Below are 18,869 nucleotides of genomic sequence, written 5' to 3'. Positions count from 1 at the left end.
AGGCTCTTAACGTGCTTTCGATTCCTGGCGAATTGGAGCTAAGGGCATCACGCTACCGCCTTGTTCGCGAATCAACACATTAAAACTGTTTGGCACTAGGTCATACGTTGCAGTCGTACCATCAGGCCACACAACCGTCGCCAACACGGTTGGAGAAGTTACTTGATTCAGCCCGATGTGCAACCACTCTCCATAATGACTTTGGTATCCGCGTCCACTTAGTACTACGAAATCTTTGGTGAGAACTGAATGCTGGACATGAACCCTCGCTCCAATAGCGTTCCGATTGCCAACTGTGTCGACAAGTTTCAGTTTGACGTGGGCCCCGGCAGTCAATGAGTCGTTTCGCTGGACTGCGTCGTTCCGATAAAACGTAGGCGTAGCGTTAGAATTCAACACCACAATATCAATGTCTCCATCGTTGTCGAAATCTTCGAATACGACACCTCTGGATGACTCGACTGCCGCCAAACCGACGAGCGAGGAAACATCCTCGAACTTCCCGGCACGATTCATCATCAAGAAGTCTCGAACCTTTTTTGCGGTTCGATCATCCGTGATTTCCGCATCATCGAAGTGCCCAGCAGCAACGAAGAGATCCAATTGCCCATCGTTATCGAAATCAACCAGGCTCGTCCCCCAGGTCACATGCGGAATAATCGCTTCTGCAACGCGAGCGGAAGTCGATGCGTCCTCAAAAACTCCGTCTCCAAGATTTCGATACAGAACGGGGATCTCGTTTTGATAGTTCGTTGTGATCAGATCCAGCAACCCATCTCCATCATAATCACCAATGTCGACACCCATTGACGCATTGGCGGTACCTCGAAAATCAAAAGCCACCCCAGCAATTAACGCTTCTTCAGTAAAACACCCCTGTCCATCATTAATGAAAAGGAAGTTCGCTTTCCCATCATTGCACGTGTAAATGTCCGGGTACCCATCTCCATTCAAGTCTGCTGCGATAAGCCCCATCGTCGGACCTGCAAACTTGGCGATGCCTGATTCGACGCTTGCATCTAAGAAGCGACCATCCCCGGTGCCAAAGTAAAGCGTATCGGGCACGGATTTGTAGTATGTCGGCCCCGCATGAAAGATCTTCCCGTTCCGATTTACGATAACGGCATTGGCAACGGTAAAATCGACGTAATTCCCAACGTATAAATCTAGAACTCCATCGCCATTGAAATCGCAGAAAGCAGCCCCGCCTCCAAACTTACTCCCGTTGCCCGTGCCGCTTACCTCGGTCGCATCGATAAAGGTCCCGTCTCCCGCATTCATGAACAACCGGTTCTTTCCAAAGTTGCTCAAATACAAATCAGGAAAACCATCTTCATTGTAGTCTGCGACCACCGCGCCCAACCCAAACGTTATCTCGCTGGTCGAACTGGCTTCCGTTACATCCGCAAAACGAAACTCTCCGAGGTTCCGGTAAAACGCGTTTCCTTTACCAGAATCAGATCCCGGGTCCTTGAGGCGGCGTCCATTCAGAAAGTAAATATCAACCAAACCATCGAGATCGTAATCAAAACTCGCTAGCCCAGTTGCTACCCCCTCCACCAAATAACCCAGCCCGCTCTTGCCAGTCGTATGCTCCCAAACTATCCCCGTTTCTGAGGACACATCTTGCAAGCGAAAATCTGGAGGGACAATTTGCTTTTGTGCATACAAGCTCTCTTTGGGTAAGGAGGTCGCAAGCAAAAAGAAAACGGAAACGCAAAGAGTTGTGCCGGAAAACTGTAAATGCAAACTACCGAGGGGCCTGCTCATTGGTTCGCCCTTACACGCGGAACCTCAGTGGCTCCGTTAAGTATTCTCTCTTGTTCGCGAGCCAGCGCGTTTTCTCCGGCTCCCTTTAAGGCTTGAATGTACAGCAGCCTACCTTCCTGACTCGGATCTAGGGATACGGCTTGTCGCAAGTACCAAACAGCGTCTTTTGCTCGACCACGCTCCAATAGAAACTCGCCCATAGCTGCAAACAATGCGGGATCCAAAGGTGCCATTGCGATCGCATGCTTGAGAATCCCCTCTGCTTTCTCAGCGTGACCTGCATCTGCCGCAGCTCTCGCGTAGAACAAATAATTGAGTGCGTCGTTAGGCTCCAACTTGCAAATACGTTCGTAAACCACCATCTCATTCTGCGGCTCTTCCCTGTCTCGGTAGACCTCCGCCAGCAATCGATAAACATCCACGTTTTTCGGATCGAGGAAAACGGCCCTCAAGCCAACCGCCTCTGCCCATCGCAAGTCACCAGCTCGTCGCAAAACTTCTATCGACTCGCCAATAATCCCCAATCCGAACCGCCGCATTTCTGCTTCCGAACGTTTGTCAAATTGCTTCTGGCCAAACTCATCCTGCTCGGTAGCAAAGGACTCCAACTCTTTGCGGAACTGCTCGATAGCTTCCTTGTCTTTGAGTCGCACGCTACATGTCAACAAACCATTGATCAAGGCCTTGTTGTATAGCCCCCCCGCTCTCGCGGCCTCAAAACTTTCGCGAGCCTCTGCAATCTTCCCTAGTTTGACCTGCGATTGCCCAAGCAGCAGCATCAGCGGAGCAGCGATGTCTGCTGATTTCGATTTTTTCGATACATCCTCGAGGATCAACTCTTCAACTTCTATATCCCGTGACAAAGCAGCAAGTGATATCGCAAACTGATACGCAAAGAAACTCCTATCAAGCCCCTGTGCAACGGCTTGTTCTAATACCTCAATAGCTTGTTCGCTTTCGCTACGATTCAAATAATTCGTGGCCCAGTTTAGGTAGTAAAGTGGCTCCTCGGGAGCCAATTTCACGCTACGCCGCCATAGATCATCAGCTTTCGTAGTCTGCTGCATTTGCGAGTAATACATCGCGACCACATTCAACGCCAAGGGATTCTCGGGCTGCTGAGTTGCCAATTCCTCCACAAATCGCTCGCACTCGATCTCGAACTCGCCAGGATCCAACGGCACGACAAACTCAGGCAACATGAGCGTAGGTAACCTGGGCCCCCCCGCCATCACTTCGAGACTTGACGAGGCTGAAGTCGCGAGGCGGCTTTCCTCCCCTACCAAGCTTTCTGGCAAGGAAGCCGCAGGTCGAGTTATTACCGACGGATCGTTTTGCGCAGCCCCGCTTGTCGATTGCCCCTTCGGCATATCCCCAAGTCCTTGCAAATCGCTGAGTTCAGGAGCAGTTTCCTCCAAAGAACCAGCGAATCGATAGATCCCAACCGCAGCCGCTCCCGCCAAACAAGCTACAATGCCCAGCAGAATGAGCGTGGGCGTAAAGCTGGGATTGGGATTAGCGGCCTGATTCATAATGTTAGCAACACTCTAAAGACATCCTAACGCACCTTGCGGGTTGGCTTTTGATAATGTAAACGCCGTTCGCCACGTGCTCAAGCTACAATAGTACGCACCGGAAACAATTTCTCCGTGCTAGGATCGCGTTCTAGCTTGAGTATCACAAAAATTCCCGCCGTTTGCGATCAAGTTGGCTTGGGTTGATGGTGGTACTCCAGGTACGATTTCTCCAAATGACCTTTTCTCCCAATCGCAATTCATCGAGCGATGCGACTAATCCCAACAATCCTTACTCTAGTTCTCCTTTTCTGTGGGATTGAATCTGCTTCCGGACTGCAGGATTCCCCCAGTCAGCAACCCATCGTTCACTTTAAAGAGATGCTTGGAGATTCCGGGATCGAGTTTGTGCACGAAAACGGTGCTCGCGGCGAACGCTATGTCGTGGAACCTATGGCTTCTGGGTTAGCCCTCTTCGATTTCGACAACGATGGCCTAATCGATATCTATTTTGTCAACGGTTCAGAGCTTCCTCCCGCGATCGGTACCGATGCCACGCAACCGCCATGCACCAATAGGCTCTATCGAAATCTCGGAAACTTTCGATTCGTTGACGTTACGGAAACAGCCGGCGTTGGGGACGTTTCTTATGGACTCGGTGCCGTCGCTGGGGACTACGACAACGACGGCGATCTCGATTTGTACGTCAGCAACTTCGGAGAAAATGTCTTTTACGAAAACAACGGCGATGGCACCTTTACAGCATGGCCAAGCACGACACTCATCGCGAATGGTCCCAAGTTCAGTGCAGGGGCTTGTTTCATCGATATCGATCAAGACGGAAACCTTGATCTTTATGTCGCAAACTATCAAAAGTTCACCTTTGATAAACACTTTCAACAACGCATCGGAGACTATCTGTTTCATCCTGGTCCGAAGGACTTTCCGCCAGAGGATGATTTCCTGTTTAGAAACCTAGGAGACGGTACCTTCCAAGATATTTCCCTAGAGTCCGGCATTCGAGTTAGACCGCAACCGGGCATGGGAGTCATTGCTGGAGATTTCGACGGTGACGGACATCCCGACATTCTGGTCGCCAACGATAGCTTCCCGAATTTTTTATTCATCAATGACGGCACAGGCAAGTTTACAGAGGATGCCGCTGCCAGCGGGGTCGCTATCGATCGAGCAGGTCGATCCAATGGGAATATGGGAATCGAAGCAGCCGATCTAGACGGGGATCTTTTGATCGATTTCTTTACGACCACGTACCAAGAGGAAATGCCGGTTCTCTACCGCCAGATTGTGAGTGGTCTTTTTGAGGATGTAACTCATATCTCCAAGATCGAGACTACCCTTTATCCGCATGTGAACTGGGGAGTCGGATTGGAGGATTTTGACAACGACGGGGATATAGACATTTTTGTCGCTTGCGGGCATTTCTTGGACAACATCCAATACATTGATGACCGCACCAAAGTGAAGGTTAGAAACTATCTTCTTCGCAACAACGGTAAAGGCCGCTTTACCGATGCAACCCTGAATGCCGGCCCTCCCCTGCAAGTCGAGGAAAGCAGCCGTGCCGCTGGGTTCGATGATCTCGACAATGATGGTCGGATTGACATCGTGGTTCTCAATGCACAATCAAAACCGCAACTCCTTCGAAACCAACTGTCTGATGAAAAAGCCGATTCAACTCCGAATTCTTGGCTGCAAATCCAGCTGGTGGGCACCTCCTCGAATCGAGATGCTTGCGGCGCCAAGGTAATCGTTCGCTCCAACATCGACGAGCAAATTCGTATGGTACACTTAGGACGTGGCTACCAATCTCATTACGGCAAGCGTTTGCACTTTGGCCTGGGAGTTGCAACCCAGGCGGAAGTGATCGTTACTTGGCCAAATGACCAGACAACCACTCATCAGGTTGCCCCACTTAACGCCCAGCACGTAATCATCGAGCCAATCCTAATCATCGAGCCGATCCAAAAAGGAGAATAACCGTTTTGGGCTGGCGTTTCGCCACCAGACAAAACGAACTCCTACCATTCTAAACATGATAAACATATCCGGACTGAGAGTGTTTCTACTGATCGCAGCGGCTGTATTAACTCTTGGGGGCTCCGTTTTCTATGTGAACTACTTCCTATTGCGTCCAACAGGAAACGGCCCAGCTGGTCCCGCCGTTCCCATCGAACCATTTCAGTCGGTCTGGACAGACAGACGAGTCCATTTAGTCGGTATCGGCGATAGCATCACAGCAGGACTCGGGGCTAGTAAACCTGGCCGCACGTTCTTCAATCGCTTGATTCAAAATCCGACGGATGAATTCGATGATATGAAAGGACGGTCGTTACTAGCCGTTCTCCCCAACCTTACTTCAAAGAATCTTGCTGTTTCTGGTTCCAACTCCAGACAGCACATGGAGATGATCCAAGACCGCTTGGCGGTCCAATCCGAGGATCTTTTCGGTATCGTGGTTCTGACAACGGGTGGTAATGACTTGATTCACAGCTATGGTCGATCAACGCCTCGCGAATGCGCCATGTATGGGGCGACACTCGAACAAGCCCAACCGTGGATTGCGTCGTTTCGCACGCGACTGGCCGCAATGTTAGATTTAATAACGGAACGATTTCCTGGCGGATGCGAAATTTATCTTGCGAACATATACGATCCAACAGACGGTGTCGGGGATGCCCCGAGCATCTATCTTCCCAGGTGGCCGGATGGTTTAGCGATCCATGCTGCTTACAACGGTGTCATTTTAGAGTGTGTCCAAGCTCGCGAACATGTCCATATGGTTCCCATATATGAGGTATTCCTCGGGCACGGTTCCCACTGCCGGCAATTCTGGCGAACAACATATCAATGGCAAGATCCCAACTACTGGTTCTTTTCCAACGTCGAAGACCCGAACGACCGGGGATACGATGCAATCCGTCGCACTTTTCTGAATGTCATCATAGAAAACTCAAGCCTGCGACCAAAATAGAATTCCGTTGCTGAGTGAGCACGTGGTACCAACATCAACGGAAACTTTGGTGCTCTGCAAGGTTCATTGCGCGGCCTAGGACTGGTCGATTCTGGAACGCAATTGTTCGATCAACCCTTCCGGTGCCTTGACAACGTGTTCAGGGCCAGGAAATAACCCGCCTTTGACATCTTCAATGAAGTCACGGAAGCCTGCGACTCGCTCGGCTTGAATTGCCTGCTCCATTTTGAACAGGTTTCGATACTGCTTAGTGTGCCGAGGATAGGGCGGAGCATGATTGCCTAAAATATCTTCTGCAAACATGAATTGAATGTCGCCCCCGCTGCCCGCTCCAATGGACGACGTCACCAAGCTGGTACGTTTAGAAATCTCTGCGAGTAGCTCAGCCGGTACGACTTCTACCTCGACTGCCCATGCTCCAGCCTCTTCGTAGGATTTAATCTGCTCGAACACCCAGATGGCTTCCTCGATCGTCTTTCCAACCGCCCTCAGCCCTCCCGTCCAAGTACTCAAACGGGGTACCAGTCCGGCGTGTGCCTGAACCGGAATGCCGACGCTCGACACAGCTCGGATGAACTCGGGACCCCATTGGCACATGATCGCATCTGCTCCAGCGTCCATAGCGTCAAAGCCTGCTCGAACAGCTTCCTGCACCGTCGCAACCTTAGTCAATCCAATACAAAATGTCATGAATGTATTGGGGGCTGCCTTGCGAATCTCAATCGCGCTTGCCGGATTCTGTGGATCGAACTTGACTTTCAGCGTATCGATTCCTGCTTCCTCCGCTGCTGCCGCCTCTTTGGTCGTGAAGGGCATGGTCTCGGTGAGAATCGCTTTTCCTTTCAAGCTCTGTAAGTGCTTGATGGTATAGTTGCGAGTCCCGTACTGACCACCCATCGTCATAATTCGGTGCAACCCTCGCTTATGAGCGTCACGCGATGGTAGGATACTGGAACTCGGTGGGTCTGGTTGCATTAGCTTGCTCTTCAGCTCTGCTCAGCTGTAGTTTTCGCCGTAGACCCGAGTGGAGGGATTCTCCTGATTTCGTGCACAATCAATGCAAGTAACGGCATACGGAACCGCCTGAAGCCGTGCGATTGGAATCGCCTTGCCACAAACATCACAATCGCCGTATCCCCCCTCTTTGATCTTATTGAGGGCATCCTCGATTTGGGATAACTCCCGGCTCTCCACCTCAATCAATTGACTGGAGATTTCGTCTTGCACAGTGTCCATGGCCGCATCCATCACATCCCCTCCCTCCTGAGAAAGGGTCTGCAACATACTCAAGTCGCCATCTAACGCACGCTTGAGGGCCTCACGCCTGAGCAGCAGAACATCACGCAGCTTATCTAACGCATCCTTCCTCGCCATAGACTATGACCTTATGCCTTTCCTGAAAGAAAAAGGGGTAGCCCTGCCGGGGGGGAGGCTACGTTCACTGAAACTATAGTACGGAAGAATCGCCTTAAAGTTCGATTTTCTCGAATCGCGATATTGAAATTAGCTTTTCTTCTTTAAGCTCTTCGCAACAAGATGGTAAACTCTTTTGCAGAATAGACTTGCGCATTCAAGCAGAATTTCTTATGAAGATTCGTTTGGCATTAAACATCCGTTTAGTCGCAAGGCTCGGTTGGACAGTTTTGCAATATGGCATCTTTCGAGCAAAAAAGAACCGTTCCCAGTTGGTTTTCATCAAGTCCGTGCCAGCTATGAGGTCGATACCCCCCCTAGGTACGTCTACATCTCGCGCTTCCAACGCCGGACTCCCATGCTGACTTCGCAAACCACCGTTCGGGCCGATATGGCATCCAGCACCACTGAAATCCTCGGCGAAGTTCGATGGTATGACGAGGCTGCGCATCTTTTGGGTGAGATCTCAGTCCTGAACCAACACTGCACCATCGGGGCGAGCCCAAACTGCGTGGTCTCTCTGCCGGACGCAGGCTTGGCAGATATCCACGCCACCCTGGTGTTTGGCAAGCGATTCATACTCCTTAAAGCACCGCATACCACGAAAGTAGCTGGGCGACCAATAAGGGAATTGTTAATCGAACGGACAACTATCCTGCAACTCGGTACCATTCAACTGGAAATCATACCGAAATCGGAGTTGGGCCAGTCTCGATCGATACCCCGCGTCATCCGATCCAATGAACTAGCCGCTCAAGCAAACGCTCTCTCATTCGGCGACATCAAAAACCCTCTCAATAAGCAAACGGAAGCACGCCTGGAGGCTCTCGAGTCGACTCTAGGCCACCTGCAATCTGCCATCGAGGGAATTCAAGTTGCATCCCAAACAGCCCCCGAGTCGGAACCGGTGGATTTGGCAGCGCAATTTGCCGCCATGAGCAAGTCGTTGGCAGATGACCTCGAACAACGCTTGGCGAGCCGACTGGACTCGCAAGCCCATGCCGTCGATCAACTAAGAGTCGAAACGATTGGACCGATCGAAGAAACACTCGAGGGCTTGCTGGCAAAGTTAAGCGATCTGTCAGCACAAAGCGAACGTACAACCGACCAATTAGCCAACTTTGTTGCTGCTGCAGAATCGCAACTGTCCGACTTGTTTAGCTGGCGTGAACAACTGGAAACCAGCCTCCAACACAGTCCACCCGCCGAGCCCCCCACCTCCTACGATTGGAGACAATCGAACGAGTCAGAAGCGTTCTACGCTCCTCAGGAGGATTCGGGATCGAGTTTTTACCAAGCGCAACAGGAATCTCCCTATCCAGACCATGAGGCTACCTCTGAGCATCAGGTAGGGTACGAGCATCAGGTAGAGCCCGAGCAACCAGCGGAATACAGTGCGGAACTACACCCGCAGAGCTTGACCAACTATCCCGCATACGGTCAGTCGGAGCCGTACTTTGAGTCTGAACCAGCATCACCCTATGAGCAGTCGATCGAAGAGCAGGTGGCTCTAGAGCAGCAACTGGAAGAGACATACTACGAACCGCAGCCATTAAGCGGTCAAGCGTACTTTCTAAATGCCCCGCCTTCGGAAGAGTTAGATTCATCCGCGTCCCCCTCCGTAAATGGTTCATCGGACGACCCTCTCATCGACGAGGGCTTCGAGGGCATTGATGACAACGCTTACAGTAATGAGTACTCGGAGCTGTCTAGCTCTCCCTTGGCTGCTTATCTTAAGCAACCAATGACGGATTACCCAGAACATGCTAGTGACCAGCCTGAGTCTGTAACTGACGAGCCCGAGTTTGCCTCGGACGAGCCCCGGGAGTATGCTGAACAACAGGTCCACTATGAGCCTCCTCTCGACTCTGAATCGTTCCGTTACTCTCCAACCAATTATGAGGAATTGTCGGACAGCAGTGGCGACATTGACGATCACGACCTCCCTACTAGCGAGAGTCAAGACCTCACAGCTCGCTTGCGACAGATGCTCTCGGAAATTCAAACCGAGGAAGAGCAACTAGAGTCCGTCGAAAAGCCTAGCTTCTCCGTAGAGTATGAAGAGAATGATGAAATTCCAGAATCTCTGCACAACAAATTTGATAGTTTCTCGTACTCAAACACGTCGAGACAAGACGAGGCAACGATCGAACTTGAATCAGACCCTGACTTCCTCGATCCTGACGAAGAGGAAGAGTCCTTGCCAACATCGTTTGAACTAGACAGAACCAGTATCCTTGACGCCCCGCCAGAACTCCCCTCCTTCGACTGGAAGCAGGGCAGCTTGCTCAAAACAGAGGAATCCGAAACGTTTGAGCAACCGACGTCGCAAAGGCTGGCCGAGGGTGTTAGTAACGTAAGCTCCGACGATTCAGAGCGAGAAGAATCAATCGAAGAGTACATGCAGAAGTTGCTGCAACGGGTTAAGCAAGGGGCGGATGGTGCTGACAATCCAGGCTCGCCGCTAGATGAACTAACCGTCAAGTCGGCACCACGCAGCCGAAGCGAGTTTATGAATCGGGCTGCCAAATTAGCACCTGTAGGACAGCCTCCAGCTGATTCCGAGGCGACCGCAGAACAACCCCGGTCGGAAACAAACCGCAGGGGGCCGACTCCTCAGGTCGATATGAACGCTCTACGTGAACTAGCAAACTCCAATGCGCGACGAGCGATTGCTCGCAGCGAGACCAAACGGGCCAGCACCACCATCTTGGTTAAAGTCGCAGTCACGTCATTCGCGATTGCCTCCGCGTCGTTGATCCTGCTTCTTAATGGCTTTCAGGCTAATCCCCCCTTCGCGGGTTTTGTCGCTGCCGTGGTAATCGCCGTCATATGGGGAACCGATTGCTACAAGCACTTCAGATCCTTACAGAGGGCAAAAGCAGAACGACAACGTTCCCTGCAAATCAATGTTGAAGAACAGAAAGCGGTGCGGGTAGACGATAACGCGGAGAGCGGATGGCGTCCCACTCCGGTTTAAAGCCTTCTCTTTCTTCGGGGAAATGCAAATGAAATGGGGCTTTCTGGGTATCGGTCGCGTGACCGAACGAATGGCTAACCTGATCAATGCTATGCCCGAACACGAGTTGACGGTCGCCGTTGGACGGGACCTAGAAAAACTATCGACCTGGGGCACGCGGTTCTCTCCAGCGAACCTCACCACAAACCTAGACGAGGTTTGCCTCTCCTCTGACGTAGAGGCGGTCTACATCGCCTTGCCCCCGCATCTGCATACCAAGTATGCCATCGCGGCAATGAACTCAGGAAAGGCCGTTCTCTGCGAGAAACCTCTGGCAACTAATGCCCCGGACGCACGATCTATCTTCGAGACCGCGTCGCTACGAAACAGTTCTTGCCACCATGCGACTTCGTTTCCCTACCATCCAAGAAGCCTGGCTATGCGATCGATGCTGCAGTCCGGTCGGCTCGGAAAGCTACGTCGCGTGACGATCGCATGCAGCGCATCCCACATCATGACCCGTGGCAACGATCACAGGCTTAGCCCAGAACTCGGTGGCGGTTGCTTGCTCGATCTAGGTTGGTACTGCGTGTACGCAACCCTTTGGTTCACAGGCTTAAAACCTCTAAACATTGCAGCCTTCGGAACCAAGGAGCCTACGAGCCAGATATGGACGAGCGCCCAAGCCCTTGTCCAACTCGAGGGAGGTGTCATCGCGCACTGGGACTGTGGCTTTGACGCGGCAGGTCGCAAGTGGATCGAGTTCGCCGGTTCCGATGCGTCAATGATTTGCGATGATTTTCTCCGGCCATGGGACTCGCAAAAGCCCAGGTTCTGGATCCATGGGCACGATGGGAAAGCACTCTGCGAAACGATCCCCTCGGAGAGGAACCAAGAAGAAATCATGCTGAACCAAATTCAACCAGAACCGACCAAAGCCAGTCAACAATCGCTCGAACTCGCTGTTCAGGCTCAGCAAATTCTTGATCTCTGGGAATCTGAGCTAATCGACAACTTCGCTTAGTGCCAGCCACCCTTCATCCATCCGGAAGTACGCTTTCTCGATCGAGTTGAGGAAAAAGCCGTATGAGGTAATTCTACAGGTATTGAGGCTCTACCTATTCTTCTTTCGCTGCATATCGAATTCTTTATACAACGAGCGAGTTAGTCCATCCCCTTTCTCTCCCGTCATTTTCTCCCAGTCGATTGTCGATGCAAGGTTATCCCACGTGCTCTGTAGTAAATACTCAAACTTAAATACCCATTCATAGTCTGAACCTTTTGATCGGTGAGTCAGGACAACCTCGGATGGATAGTATTCTTCCTCAACTTTTGTCCATTTCGTTTTGGTCGTATACTCTAACGTGTTCGAGATATTACCATTACCGTCAAACACTCTAGATGATTTCAAGACGGGCAGGTAGTCTTTTGATGGATCCAGCACGACGGTTACGAGACCCAATCGGTTCACGGAATACCACTCAGCAATAAGCTTGTCTTCCTTCTCCCGTTCCTCCTTGAATTCAAAAATTCTGAAAAATGCATCACCCACATAATCAACGTCGGTTCGATTCTGCAGAACATTGATAGCCGAAGAAAGTGGTAGGCCCAGTGGACAAAATCGCACGGACATTTGCGCAACAGGTTTTCCGTCAGCGTCCAGCCCTAATTGGATCCAGCTAGCACTCGTACTGGATACAATTGCATCGGACGACCATTCTGATTCACCAGCATTACTGGGAGTTAGATAGATTTTCTGAAATCGTTTCTTCCCTAATCTTAGGTACTCAAAGGTTTCTATGGTCGGATTAGTTTCGGTGAATACACTATTTATCGGAACTGAACTCGAAGAGTAGAATTCGACTGATGTGTCCTTTGAAACAGCTGAGACACCTTTGACGACACGCACACGCGGGTCTTCGCCCGGACGAGAATAGCCAAGCTGTGCCTCAAATCGATACGCCAAATTGTCACGGCGATCACTTGCGCTTAAGAGATATCGTTCGACTGCTTCCCTCCCAACATCTTGGCATTTGGCGGAAGCCAAGAAGCTTGTGAGAAACACGAGGGACAATAGCCAAAATCGTTTGCGAATCATAACAATGTCCAATTGGAAAAAATCTAACCATCAAAGAGCTTGAAACCGTAAGTTCATAAGCTATTGGCCTACCCATCTGGTGCAACACGATTAGAGGGGAGGATCCACCTCGAGATCGCACGAGATCGGATCGTTAATGTTCAGCGTACAAACGAACTCGAAATGATTTGTGGTTGCTGAATCATCGCCGTAACACCCCCAGCCACAACTAAAACTACGGTTACTCGAGACGTCCATTATAGAGCAACGGAGTCTCGTGTTGAGATCGGCCCTAAGAAAATCTTGTACTGCGCAACCACAACCGGTTGTAACAGCTAGGCCATTTGAAGATAGAGATGAGCATTTTTTCTCCTTGTCCCATTGCACTCCTAGCGGCAAAAAAACGATGGATCGTTCTCCGCGTGTAGGTCGCAGGCAAAGTTTTCGCCCCGTCGAATACCACACCCCAAAGCATATTGGACCGCTGAACCAAAAAGGGAACTGTTCTCCTGACGAGAGCCATCACCATTTTCGACTGTAAGCGGTTGAACTGCGTTGGTCAAGCAATTCTTCCTTCCGCTGAATCGAGGAAAACGTTGGTGAAACGCTGGGTTCTAGCGATTTTGACACGCCGAAAATTTTCTTCGAAATTTTTTGCAAACGGTTTATCTTGGATTGGTAGTGCATTGATTTAGCTGAATTGGTATTGCTCGAGGATGGAGATGGGAAAGGACTCTGCGAAATGCCCCCCTCGGAGAGGAACCAAGAAGAAATCATGCTGAACCAAATTCAACCAGAACCGACCAAAGCCAGTCAACAATCGCTCGAACTCGCTGTTCAGGCTCAGCAAATTCTTGATCTCTGGGAATCTGAGCTAATCGACAGTCGCGATTCGCTTTAACGCTTGGTCATCACCAGCCACAAAAATCGTATCGGACTCTTTCAGCTTGTAATCTGGACCGGGAGTTGCCACGATGACATCGGTCAGAATGTCGTGAATCGCGACGATCGTTACATCATACTGCTGACGCACTCCTAGCTCGCCAATCGAACGACCGAGCCACTCCTGCGGCACCCCCATCTCCTGAATGCTAAAGTTGGCACCTAACGCGATGTAGTTCCGAAGCGCGTTTCCACTAATCTTTGTTGCGAGAGCGGTCGCGGTATCACGCTCAGGAAACACGGTTTCCGTCACCCCCAACCGTTCCATAACGCGAGCATGGTCGGTGGAAATCACCTTGACGAAGATCTCCCTTACCTTGAGATCTTGCAAAGCCAACGAAGCGAGGATGCTGGCGGTAATATCATCTCCCGTCGAGACGACAGCAGCATCGGCACCTTCAACACCGAGTCGCCTGAGGGCTTGCATGTCGGTTGCGTCGAGCACCGCAGCCCGCTCCACTATCGGGCCAATCCGGTCCACCACAGTCGAGTCGACATCGATGGCTATCACTTCATGCCCCAAACTGGCCAGCTTTTGGCATGCTGCGAATCCAAAATTACCCAACCCAACAACAACGAAGCGTTTATATTTCTTTGCCATACGGTTCCATTTCTATCCTATCAAGACATCCTCAGAGGCGAGGCGATAGTCTGTTCGCTGAACAAATCTCGATTCGAATGCAGCGACGAGCGCCGTCGGTCCAATGCGGCCGACGATCATCATTAGTACGAGGATTAACTTTGATCCGCCCGATAACGAAGCGGTTACTCCCAACGACAGCCCGACTGTATTAATAGCGCTCACTCCTTCGAATGCCCTGACCAGGAACGGATCCTTGAACGGCACGATGGGATCGAAAATATGCACAGCAAAAATCCCGAGCAAGGTCAAAGAGACCATGATGACAAAGATGCCGGTCGCTCGCTGAATGGTCCGATCCGGAATGGAACGGTTCATGAAATTGACACTAGAACGACCACTTATTTTCGACCAAGCCAAAAGAAACATCAAAAAGAAAGTTGTCAGCTTCATGCCACCAGCGGTGGAACCAGGAGCACCTCCGATCGTCATCAAAATCATCGTCAGCAAACTCGTCGGATCAGATACCTCCGCATAATCGACGGCATTAAAGCCCGCTGTTCTGGGGGTGATGCTAAAGAAGATGGAATTCGTAATCTTATCTTGCCACGACATGTCCTTAAGAGTTACATCCCATTCAAAGAACGCAAACATGGGGCTTGGGATCACAACCAATACAAGAGTCCCAATCAAAACTAGCTTCGTGTGAACCGACATGCGTCGTCTTCGCGGCCCTTTGGATTTCGCGAGCAATGATAGCTCCTCAAGCGTGATAAACCCAATACCACCCACCAAAACTAAAACCGACACGACCGACAAGGTGGCAGTCGACTCCGCATGAGACATGAGCGAGTCGGTGTAAGTCGAAAACCCCGCATTGCAAAAGGCACTGATCGCGTGAAAGACTGCTGGCCATGCAGCGTCCCACCACCCATACTTGGGAACCCATAGAGCATACAAAGCGATCGCACCGGCTAGCTCACAGAATACCGTAAACCTGACGATATCCATGACCAATTGCCGTGTCGGCACCTCAGGTAGAGTCTTCACGTCACCCTCGATGGCCGTTCCCACTCGCAACGATGGTCGTCCACCAATCGCGGAAATGATCATGGAGGTAAACGTCAACATCCCCAAGCCCCCCATCTGAATCAAGAGAGCGATGTAAAGCTGTCCCCAAAACGTGAAGTGAGTCGAGGTGTCAACCACGATGAGCCCCGTGACACAAATCGCGCTAGCCGAGGTGAAAAGGCAATCGATCGGCCCTAGTCGCTCACCAACATAGAGACCTGGTAAAACGAGGAACCCCAATGCCCCGACGATTATCAACAAGACAAAAGATCCTACGAATAGCTCCGAGGAGGTCAATTCGGAGAAGACCTTCCGCCCGGCAACGCGAGGTAGATCCCTGCGTCGCCTCGAGTTTGCTGTATGATTCGGCTTCATGTCGTGAAGTAGCTATCCCAACCGCGTCATCTGACGCATTCCAAGACTGTGCTGCTCAAGGGAGTCCTATTCCCGTTCTCGCCTATTTCGCGAATCAAGCCGCGGGGGAATTGTAATCGACCCGACACAATTCGAAAAGGAACACTTCCCCAGACAGAGTCTAGCTCGCCTGACGAAAATTAGACTAAACGTTGGGAACATTAACGCATAGGGAGGACGAAATACATGCTCCCTGCATGCCTCGGGCCTTTACTACCCGGCTGTTGTAGTGGACGAGGTAACGAGGCCCGTTGCACTGGAGACCGCCTGCTTTTATTTCAACGAGCTTCTTGCCATATTCGTGCCTGACGGTCGGGCCTCGTTGCCTCGTCCAGCTGAAGAAAAGGGGCCGGGGGTAAAATGCCAATCTACCCGCGTCCCCGTTTCGTTCCTTGCGTGAACATGCATTTCCGTTGGTTTGCGTGGTAGTTGGTTCTGTGGGGTTTAAAACTGCTACAATTCGGTCGTGCGATGGTGCCATCCAACGAATGGTGTTTCTTCTATTTTTCGTCCTACATCTTTCGACCTACCTGGCTTTTGGATCGAAATAAACCACGGGGGACGATGTCAGTCGTCCGGGTTCTCCAGCAGATTCAGGTAGGCCAGCAAATTCTCTCAGAGTAGAAATGGAATCCTGCCGTCGCCTACTGGATTTTCCATCTGCGGGCGTCCTTGAATCGGATGGAAGCTTGAAACCACAAAGCATGATCTGCCGAAAAATGTGGGGCGAAAGATTCGGTGGGCAAGGTGGGTGGACACAGCAAACGCTTTACCTCACCGCTCCACGCTGGCCCGTGACGATCTGCGGCTCTCGCCCTGAACTGCGAAGCAGTACCACAACATAGCCCGGGGTCGCGGAGCGCACCCGGCGAAACTACCCGGCTCTTGTAGTGGACGAGGTAACGAGTCCCGTTGCACTGGAGACCGCCTGCTTTTATTTCAACGAGCTTCTTGCCATATTCGTGCCTGACGGTCGGGCCTCGTTGCCTCGTCCACTACGGGAGAGGGGGCCACCCGAGCGAAATTGCGTTTCTAGCTGCCGATTACGCCGCCATCTAGCTTGCGCACGACGATGGTCGCGGAGCGAGGTCGGCCACCGTTGGGGCCGTCGGGCCAGTTGCTGACCTTTAGCGGCTCGTTCGGATCGGACAACTCGTCGGCGGGTTCGCCTGGATGCTGGATGTTGATAAACATCGTCTTGCGATCCGGTGTCATCGCATTTCCAGTGATCTCGCAACCTCGCGGCCCCGTGAGAAAACGTCGCGTCTCACCCGTTCGCGGATCGGCTGCCAACATCATGTTGTGACCAAACTCCTCAAAGCCTTTCTTGCCTATCACGCTGCTGGACATGTCGGTTTGAATCCAAAGCACCCCAGATGGATCAAATTTCAAACCGTCCGGACACGCAAAGAAATCCCCCTTGGCTGTCCCTTGATACAACGGATCATCATGAGTCGGATTGCCACCCATGACGAATACCTCCCATCGGAATTTCGTCGAGGTAGGATCGCTGTTCTCCTCGGTCCACCGAACAATATGCCCGTACACGTTCTTAGCTCGGGGATTGGCCGCATCGGGCACATGTCGGCTCTTATTGTTGGTCAGTGTGACGTAGACTTCACCTGTCTGTGGATGCACCGCCAGCCATTCAGGCCGGTCCATCGGTGTTGCTCCAGCGATCTCGGCCGCTTCTCTCGTTCGAATGCAGATGTCTGCTTCATCGAAACCGTCGATGTCAGTCGCGTCCTTCTTAGCAGGAATACCGTTCTTGCTCGGTGCCAATTCAAGCCAATCGCCTGAACCGTCCGCATTATATCGAGCTGCGTAGAGTGTCCCCTTGTCGAGCAATCGATCGCGCGTGGCAGGTTCCATCGCCGCAGGATCGTTCGGATCCCACTTCTCGGCAGAAACGAACTTGTAAACAAACTGGTTCATTTCGTCGTCACCCATATAAACGACCACCTGTCCGTTCGGTGCAACGGTTAGTTCGGCGTTCTCATGGCGGAATCTACCTAGAGCGGTCCGCTTTACAGGTTTCGAATCAGGATTGTTAGGATCGATCTCGACGACATAACCAAACCGCTCTGAATCGTTGTTCGGGTTGGCCAAGTCAAAGCGAAGCAATTGGTCCCACCAGCGATAACCCGCGACCTTTTTCCCGTCGATCTCGTAGTAGTATCCGAGCGATGTCAAGCCGTACACTGACTGTGTCTTGGTCGGTTGGAAGTCGGATGAATTTGTACCAAAGATGCCTTGAAAATTCTCCTCACAGGTCAGATATGTACCCCAAGGGGTTCGGCCTGCGGCGCAATTATTCACAGTGCCCCGTACTTCGAGTCCAAGCTTTTTGGTCGCGGGACCAGAAATCGTCATGGGTGTGTCAGCAGTGATCCGTCGTGACCGTGGGGATGGAACCACGCTCCATTTACCCGACGAGTCCTTTTGAATTTCTACCACGGAGACGCCGTGCGAAGCAATCGATTTGCGGACCTTCTCGAGTGGCATCTTCTCAGGTGGCAAAGGAGCAATCCCGTCCGTGAACAACAACACTTGATCGGTGTATTCATGATTTATGGCCAACAACCCCCGTTGATTCGGATCTTCACCGGGGATGGCAAAGAACTCCATGCCATCGTGCCCCATCCCTGCCTGTCGCTCTTGGTCGTCTGCCAGATTCGAAGCATCGGACTTGAAGGCTGGTCCGACACCGTCGACAGGATCTCCCCAGCGATACAAAACCTCCGCCACGTAGCCCTCTGGCACCACGACGTTGTCCGCATTTGAGGTAGGAATGCTGCGGAAACGGAACAAAGCATGCCCCGCTGCGGGAGTGTCAGCATCCAACATCTCGGTTGCCGAATCTCCGCCTTTGGCTGTAAGGCTGCTCAATGCTGCGGTGCAGAAACCACCCGAAAGAACCTTTACAAAGGTCCGACGTGAGAAGTACTGCTCGATCAAGTCTCTCATGGGCACGCGATCCCCATTTACTACTTCGACTAATGACCCTTTTTCGCTCGTACTCACTGCATCATTCCTCATTGCTCGTCCAATCTCTGACTCAAACTTTCCTCGACTATATCGTAAAACACTCAGAAACCGAGGGTCTTTGCCCAAAATTCATATTCTGCTGTCACCAA

General features: G+C 51.5%; 13 protein-coding genes. 5 read left to right on the top strand and 8 right to left on the bottom strand.

Translation table 11 applies throughout. The annotated features are described in order from the left end of the window. Positions 1 to 6 precede the first annotated feature (6 nt). On the bottom strand, positions 7 to 1,770 hold the full coding sequence (locus tag SH449x_RS23740) for a CRTAC1 family protein (protein WP_482378560.1): 1,764 nt from the start codon (positions 1,768 to 1,770) through the stop codon (positions 7 to 9). Beyond that, entirely contained in the window at positions 1,767 to 3,302 is a 1,536-nt protein-coding gene (locus tag SH449x_RS23735) for a tetratricopeptide repeat protein (RefSeq protein WP_482378559.1), read from the bottom strand. The genes SH449x_RS23740 and SH449x_RS23735 overlap by 4 nt, the downstream gene beginning before the upstream one ends. 252 nt (positions 3,303 to 3,554) lie before the next feature. Between SH449x_RS23735 and SH449x_RS23730 the strand changes: the two genes are divergently transcribed. Both SH449x_RS23730 and SH449x_RS23725 read left to right on the top strand, forming a co-directional pair. After that, positions 3,555 to 5,282 (top strand): CRTAC1 family protein, encoded by a 1,728-nt coding sequence (locus SH449x_RS23730; protein WP_482378558.1) that lies wholly within the window; start codon positions 3,555 to 3,557, stop codon positions 5,280 to 5,282. Between the two features lie 55 nt (positions 5,283 to 5,337). Next, complete coding sequence (locus SH449x_RS23725; protein WP_482378557.1) at positions 5,338 to 6,276, top strand: SGNH/GDSL hydrolase family protein; 939 nt, start codon at positions 5,338 to 5,340, stop codon at positions 6,274 to 6,276. A gap of 75 nt (positions 6,277 to 6,351) precedes the next feature. On the opposite strand, the gene SH449x_RS23720 is transcribed toward SH449x_RS23725, so the two are convergent. Continuing rightward, positions 6,352 to 7,251 carry a 3-methyl-2-oxobutanoate hydroxymethyltransferase gene (locus SH449x_RS23720; protein ID WP_482378556.1) on the bottom strand — a complete coding sequence of 300 codons (900 nt, stop codon included), beginning with the start codon at positions 7,249 to 7,251 and terminating at the stop codon, positions 6,352 to 6,354. A 21-nt stretch (positions 7,252 to 7,272) separates the two neighbouring features. Continuing rightward, complete coding sequence (locus SH449x_RS23715; protein ID WP_482378555.1) at positions 7,273 to 7,650, bottom strand: TraR/DksA family transcriptional regulator; 378 nt, start codon at positions 7,648 to 7,650, stop codon at positions 7,273 to 7,275. Positions 7,651 to 8,047: 397 nt separating this feature from the next. Between SH449x_RS23715 and SH449x_RS23710 the strand changes: the two genes are divergently transcribed. Both SH449x_RS23710 and SH449x_RS23705 read left to right on the top strand, forming a co-directional pair. Then, the gene (locus tag SH449x_RS23710) at positions 8,048 to 10,669 is read left to right on the top strand and encodes an FHA domain-containing protein (RefSeq protein ID WP_482378554.1); all 2,622 of its coding nucleotides are present in this window, start codon (positions 8,048 to 8,050) and stop codon (positions 10,667 to 10,669) included. A 28-nt stretch (positions 10,670 to 10,697) separates the two neighbouring features. Further along, positions 10,698 to 11,672 carry a Gfo/Idh/MocA family protein gene (locus tag SH449x_RS23705; RefSeq protein ID WP_482378553.1) on the top strand — a complete coding sequence of 325 codons (975 nt, stop codon included), beginning with the start codon at positions 10,698 to 10,700 and terminating at the stop codon, positions 11,670 to 11,672. Positions 11,673 to 11,762: 90 nt separating this feature from the next. Here the strand turns inward: SH449x_RS23705 and SH449x_RS23700 are convergent, their stop codons facing one another. After that, the gene (locus SH449x_RS23700) at positions 11,763 to 12,746 is read right to left on the bottom strand and encodes a hypothetical protein (RefSeq protein ID WP_482378552.1); all 984 of its coding nucleotides are present in this window, start codon (positions 12,744 to 12,746) and stop codon (positions 11,763 to 11,765) included. A gap of 754 nt (positions 12,747 to 13,500) precedes the next feature. On the opposite strand from SH449x_RS23700, the gene SH449x_RS23695 reads away from it, so the two are divergent. Further along, positions 13,501 to 13,626, top strand: coding sequence for a hypothetical protein (locus tag SH449x_RS23695; protein WP_482378551.1), 126 nt, complete (start codon positions 13,501 to 13,503; stop codon positions 13,624 to 13,626). Here SH449x_RS23695 and SH449x_RS23690 read toward each other — a convergent pair. From SH449x_RS23690 to SH449x_RS23680, 3 genes are all read right to left on the bottom strand, one after another. Further along, positions 13,600 to 14,268, bottom strand: a complete 669-nt coding sequence (locus tag SH449x_RS23690; RefSeq protein WP_482378550.1) for a potassium channel family protein — start codon at positions 14,266 to 14,268, stop codon at positions 13,600 to 13,602. The two genes, SH449x_RS23695 and SH449x_RS23690, sit on opposite strands and share 27 nt — an antisense overlap. 12 nt (positions 14,269 to 14,280) lie before the next feature. Beyond that, a complete protein-coding gene (locus SH449x_RS23685; protein WP_482378549.1) occupies positions 14,281 to 15,579 on the bottom strand; it encodes a TrkH family potassium uptake protein in 1,299 nt (432 codons plus the stop codon). Between the two features lie 1,185 nt (positions 15,580 to 16,764). Next, positions 16,765 to 18,756: a PhoX family protein gene (locus SH449x_RS23680; protein ID WP_482378548.1), complete on the bottom strand. Its 1,992-nt coding sequence runs from the start codon at positions 18,754 to 18,756 to the stop codon at positions 16,765 to 16,767. Positions 18,757 to 18,869: the final 113 nt, after the last annotated feature.

Source organism: Brakhagea baltica (assembly GCF_052161605.1).
GTDB lineage: Bacteria > Planctomycetota > Planctomycetia > Pirellulales > Pirellulaceae > JBKCUI01.
This window is presented reverse-complemented; position numbering and strand designations above follow the sequence as displayed.

Coding starts and splice junctions, on each gene's coding strand:
- SH449x_RS23740 (WP_482378560.1), bottom strand. CDS start 1,770: ATGAGCAGGCCCCTCGGTAGTTTGCATTTACAGTTTTCCGGCACAACT.
- SH449x_RS23735 (WP_482378559.1), bottom strand. CDS start 3,302: ATGAATCAGGCCGCTAATCCCAATCCCAGCTTTACGCCCACGCTCATT.
- SH449x_RS23730 (WP_482378558.1), top strand. CDS start 3,555: ATGCGACTAATCCCAACAATCCTTACTCTAGTTCTCCTTTTCTGTGGG.
- SH449x_RS23725 (WP_482378557.1), top strand. CDS start 5,338: ATGATAAACATATCCGGACTGAGAGTGTTTCTACTGATCGCAGCGGCT.
- SH449x_RS23720 (WP_482378556.1), bottom strand. CDS start 7,251: ATGCAACCAGACCCACCGAGTTCCAGTATCCTACCATCGCGTGACGCT.
- SH449x_RS23715 (WP_482378555.1), bottom strand. CDS start 7,650: ATGGCGAGGAAGGATGCGTTAGATAAGCTGCGTGATGTTCTGCTGCTC.
- SH449x_RS23710 (WP_482378554.1), top strand. CDS start 8,048: ATGCTGACTTCGCAAACCACCGTTCGGGCCGATATGGCATCCAGCACC.
- SH449x_RS23705 (WP_482378553.1), top strand. CDS start 10,698: ATGAAATGGGGCTTTCTGGGTATCGGTCGCGTGACCGAACGAATGGCT.
- SH449x_RS23700 (WP_482378552.1), bottom strand. CDS start 12,746: ATGATTCGCAAACGATTTTGGCTATTGTCCCTCGTGTTTCTCACAAGC.
- SH449x_RS23695 (WP_482378551.1), top strand. CDS start 13,501: ATGCTGAACCAAATTCAACCAGAACCGACCAAAGCCAGTCAACAATCG.
- SH449x_RS23690 (WP_482378550.1), bottom strand. CDS start 14,268: ATGGCAAAGAAATATAAACGCTTCGTTGTTGTTGGGTTGGGTAATTTT.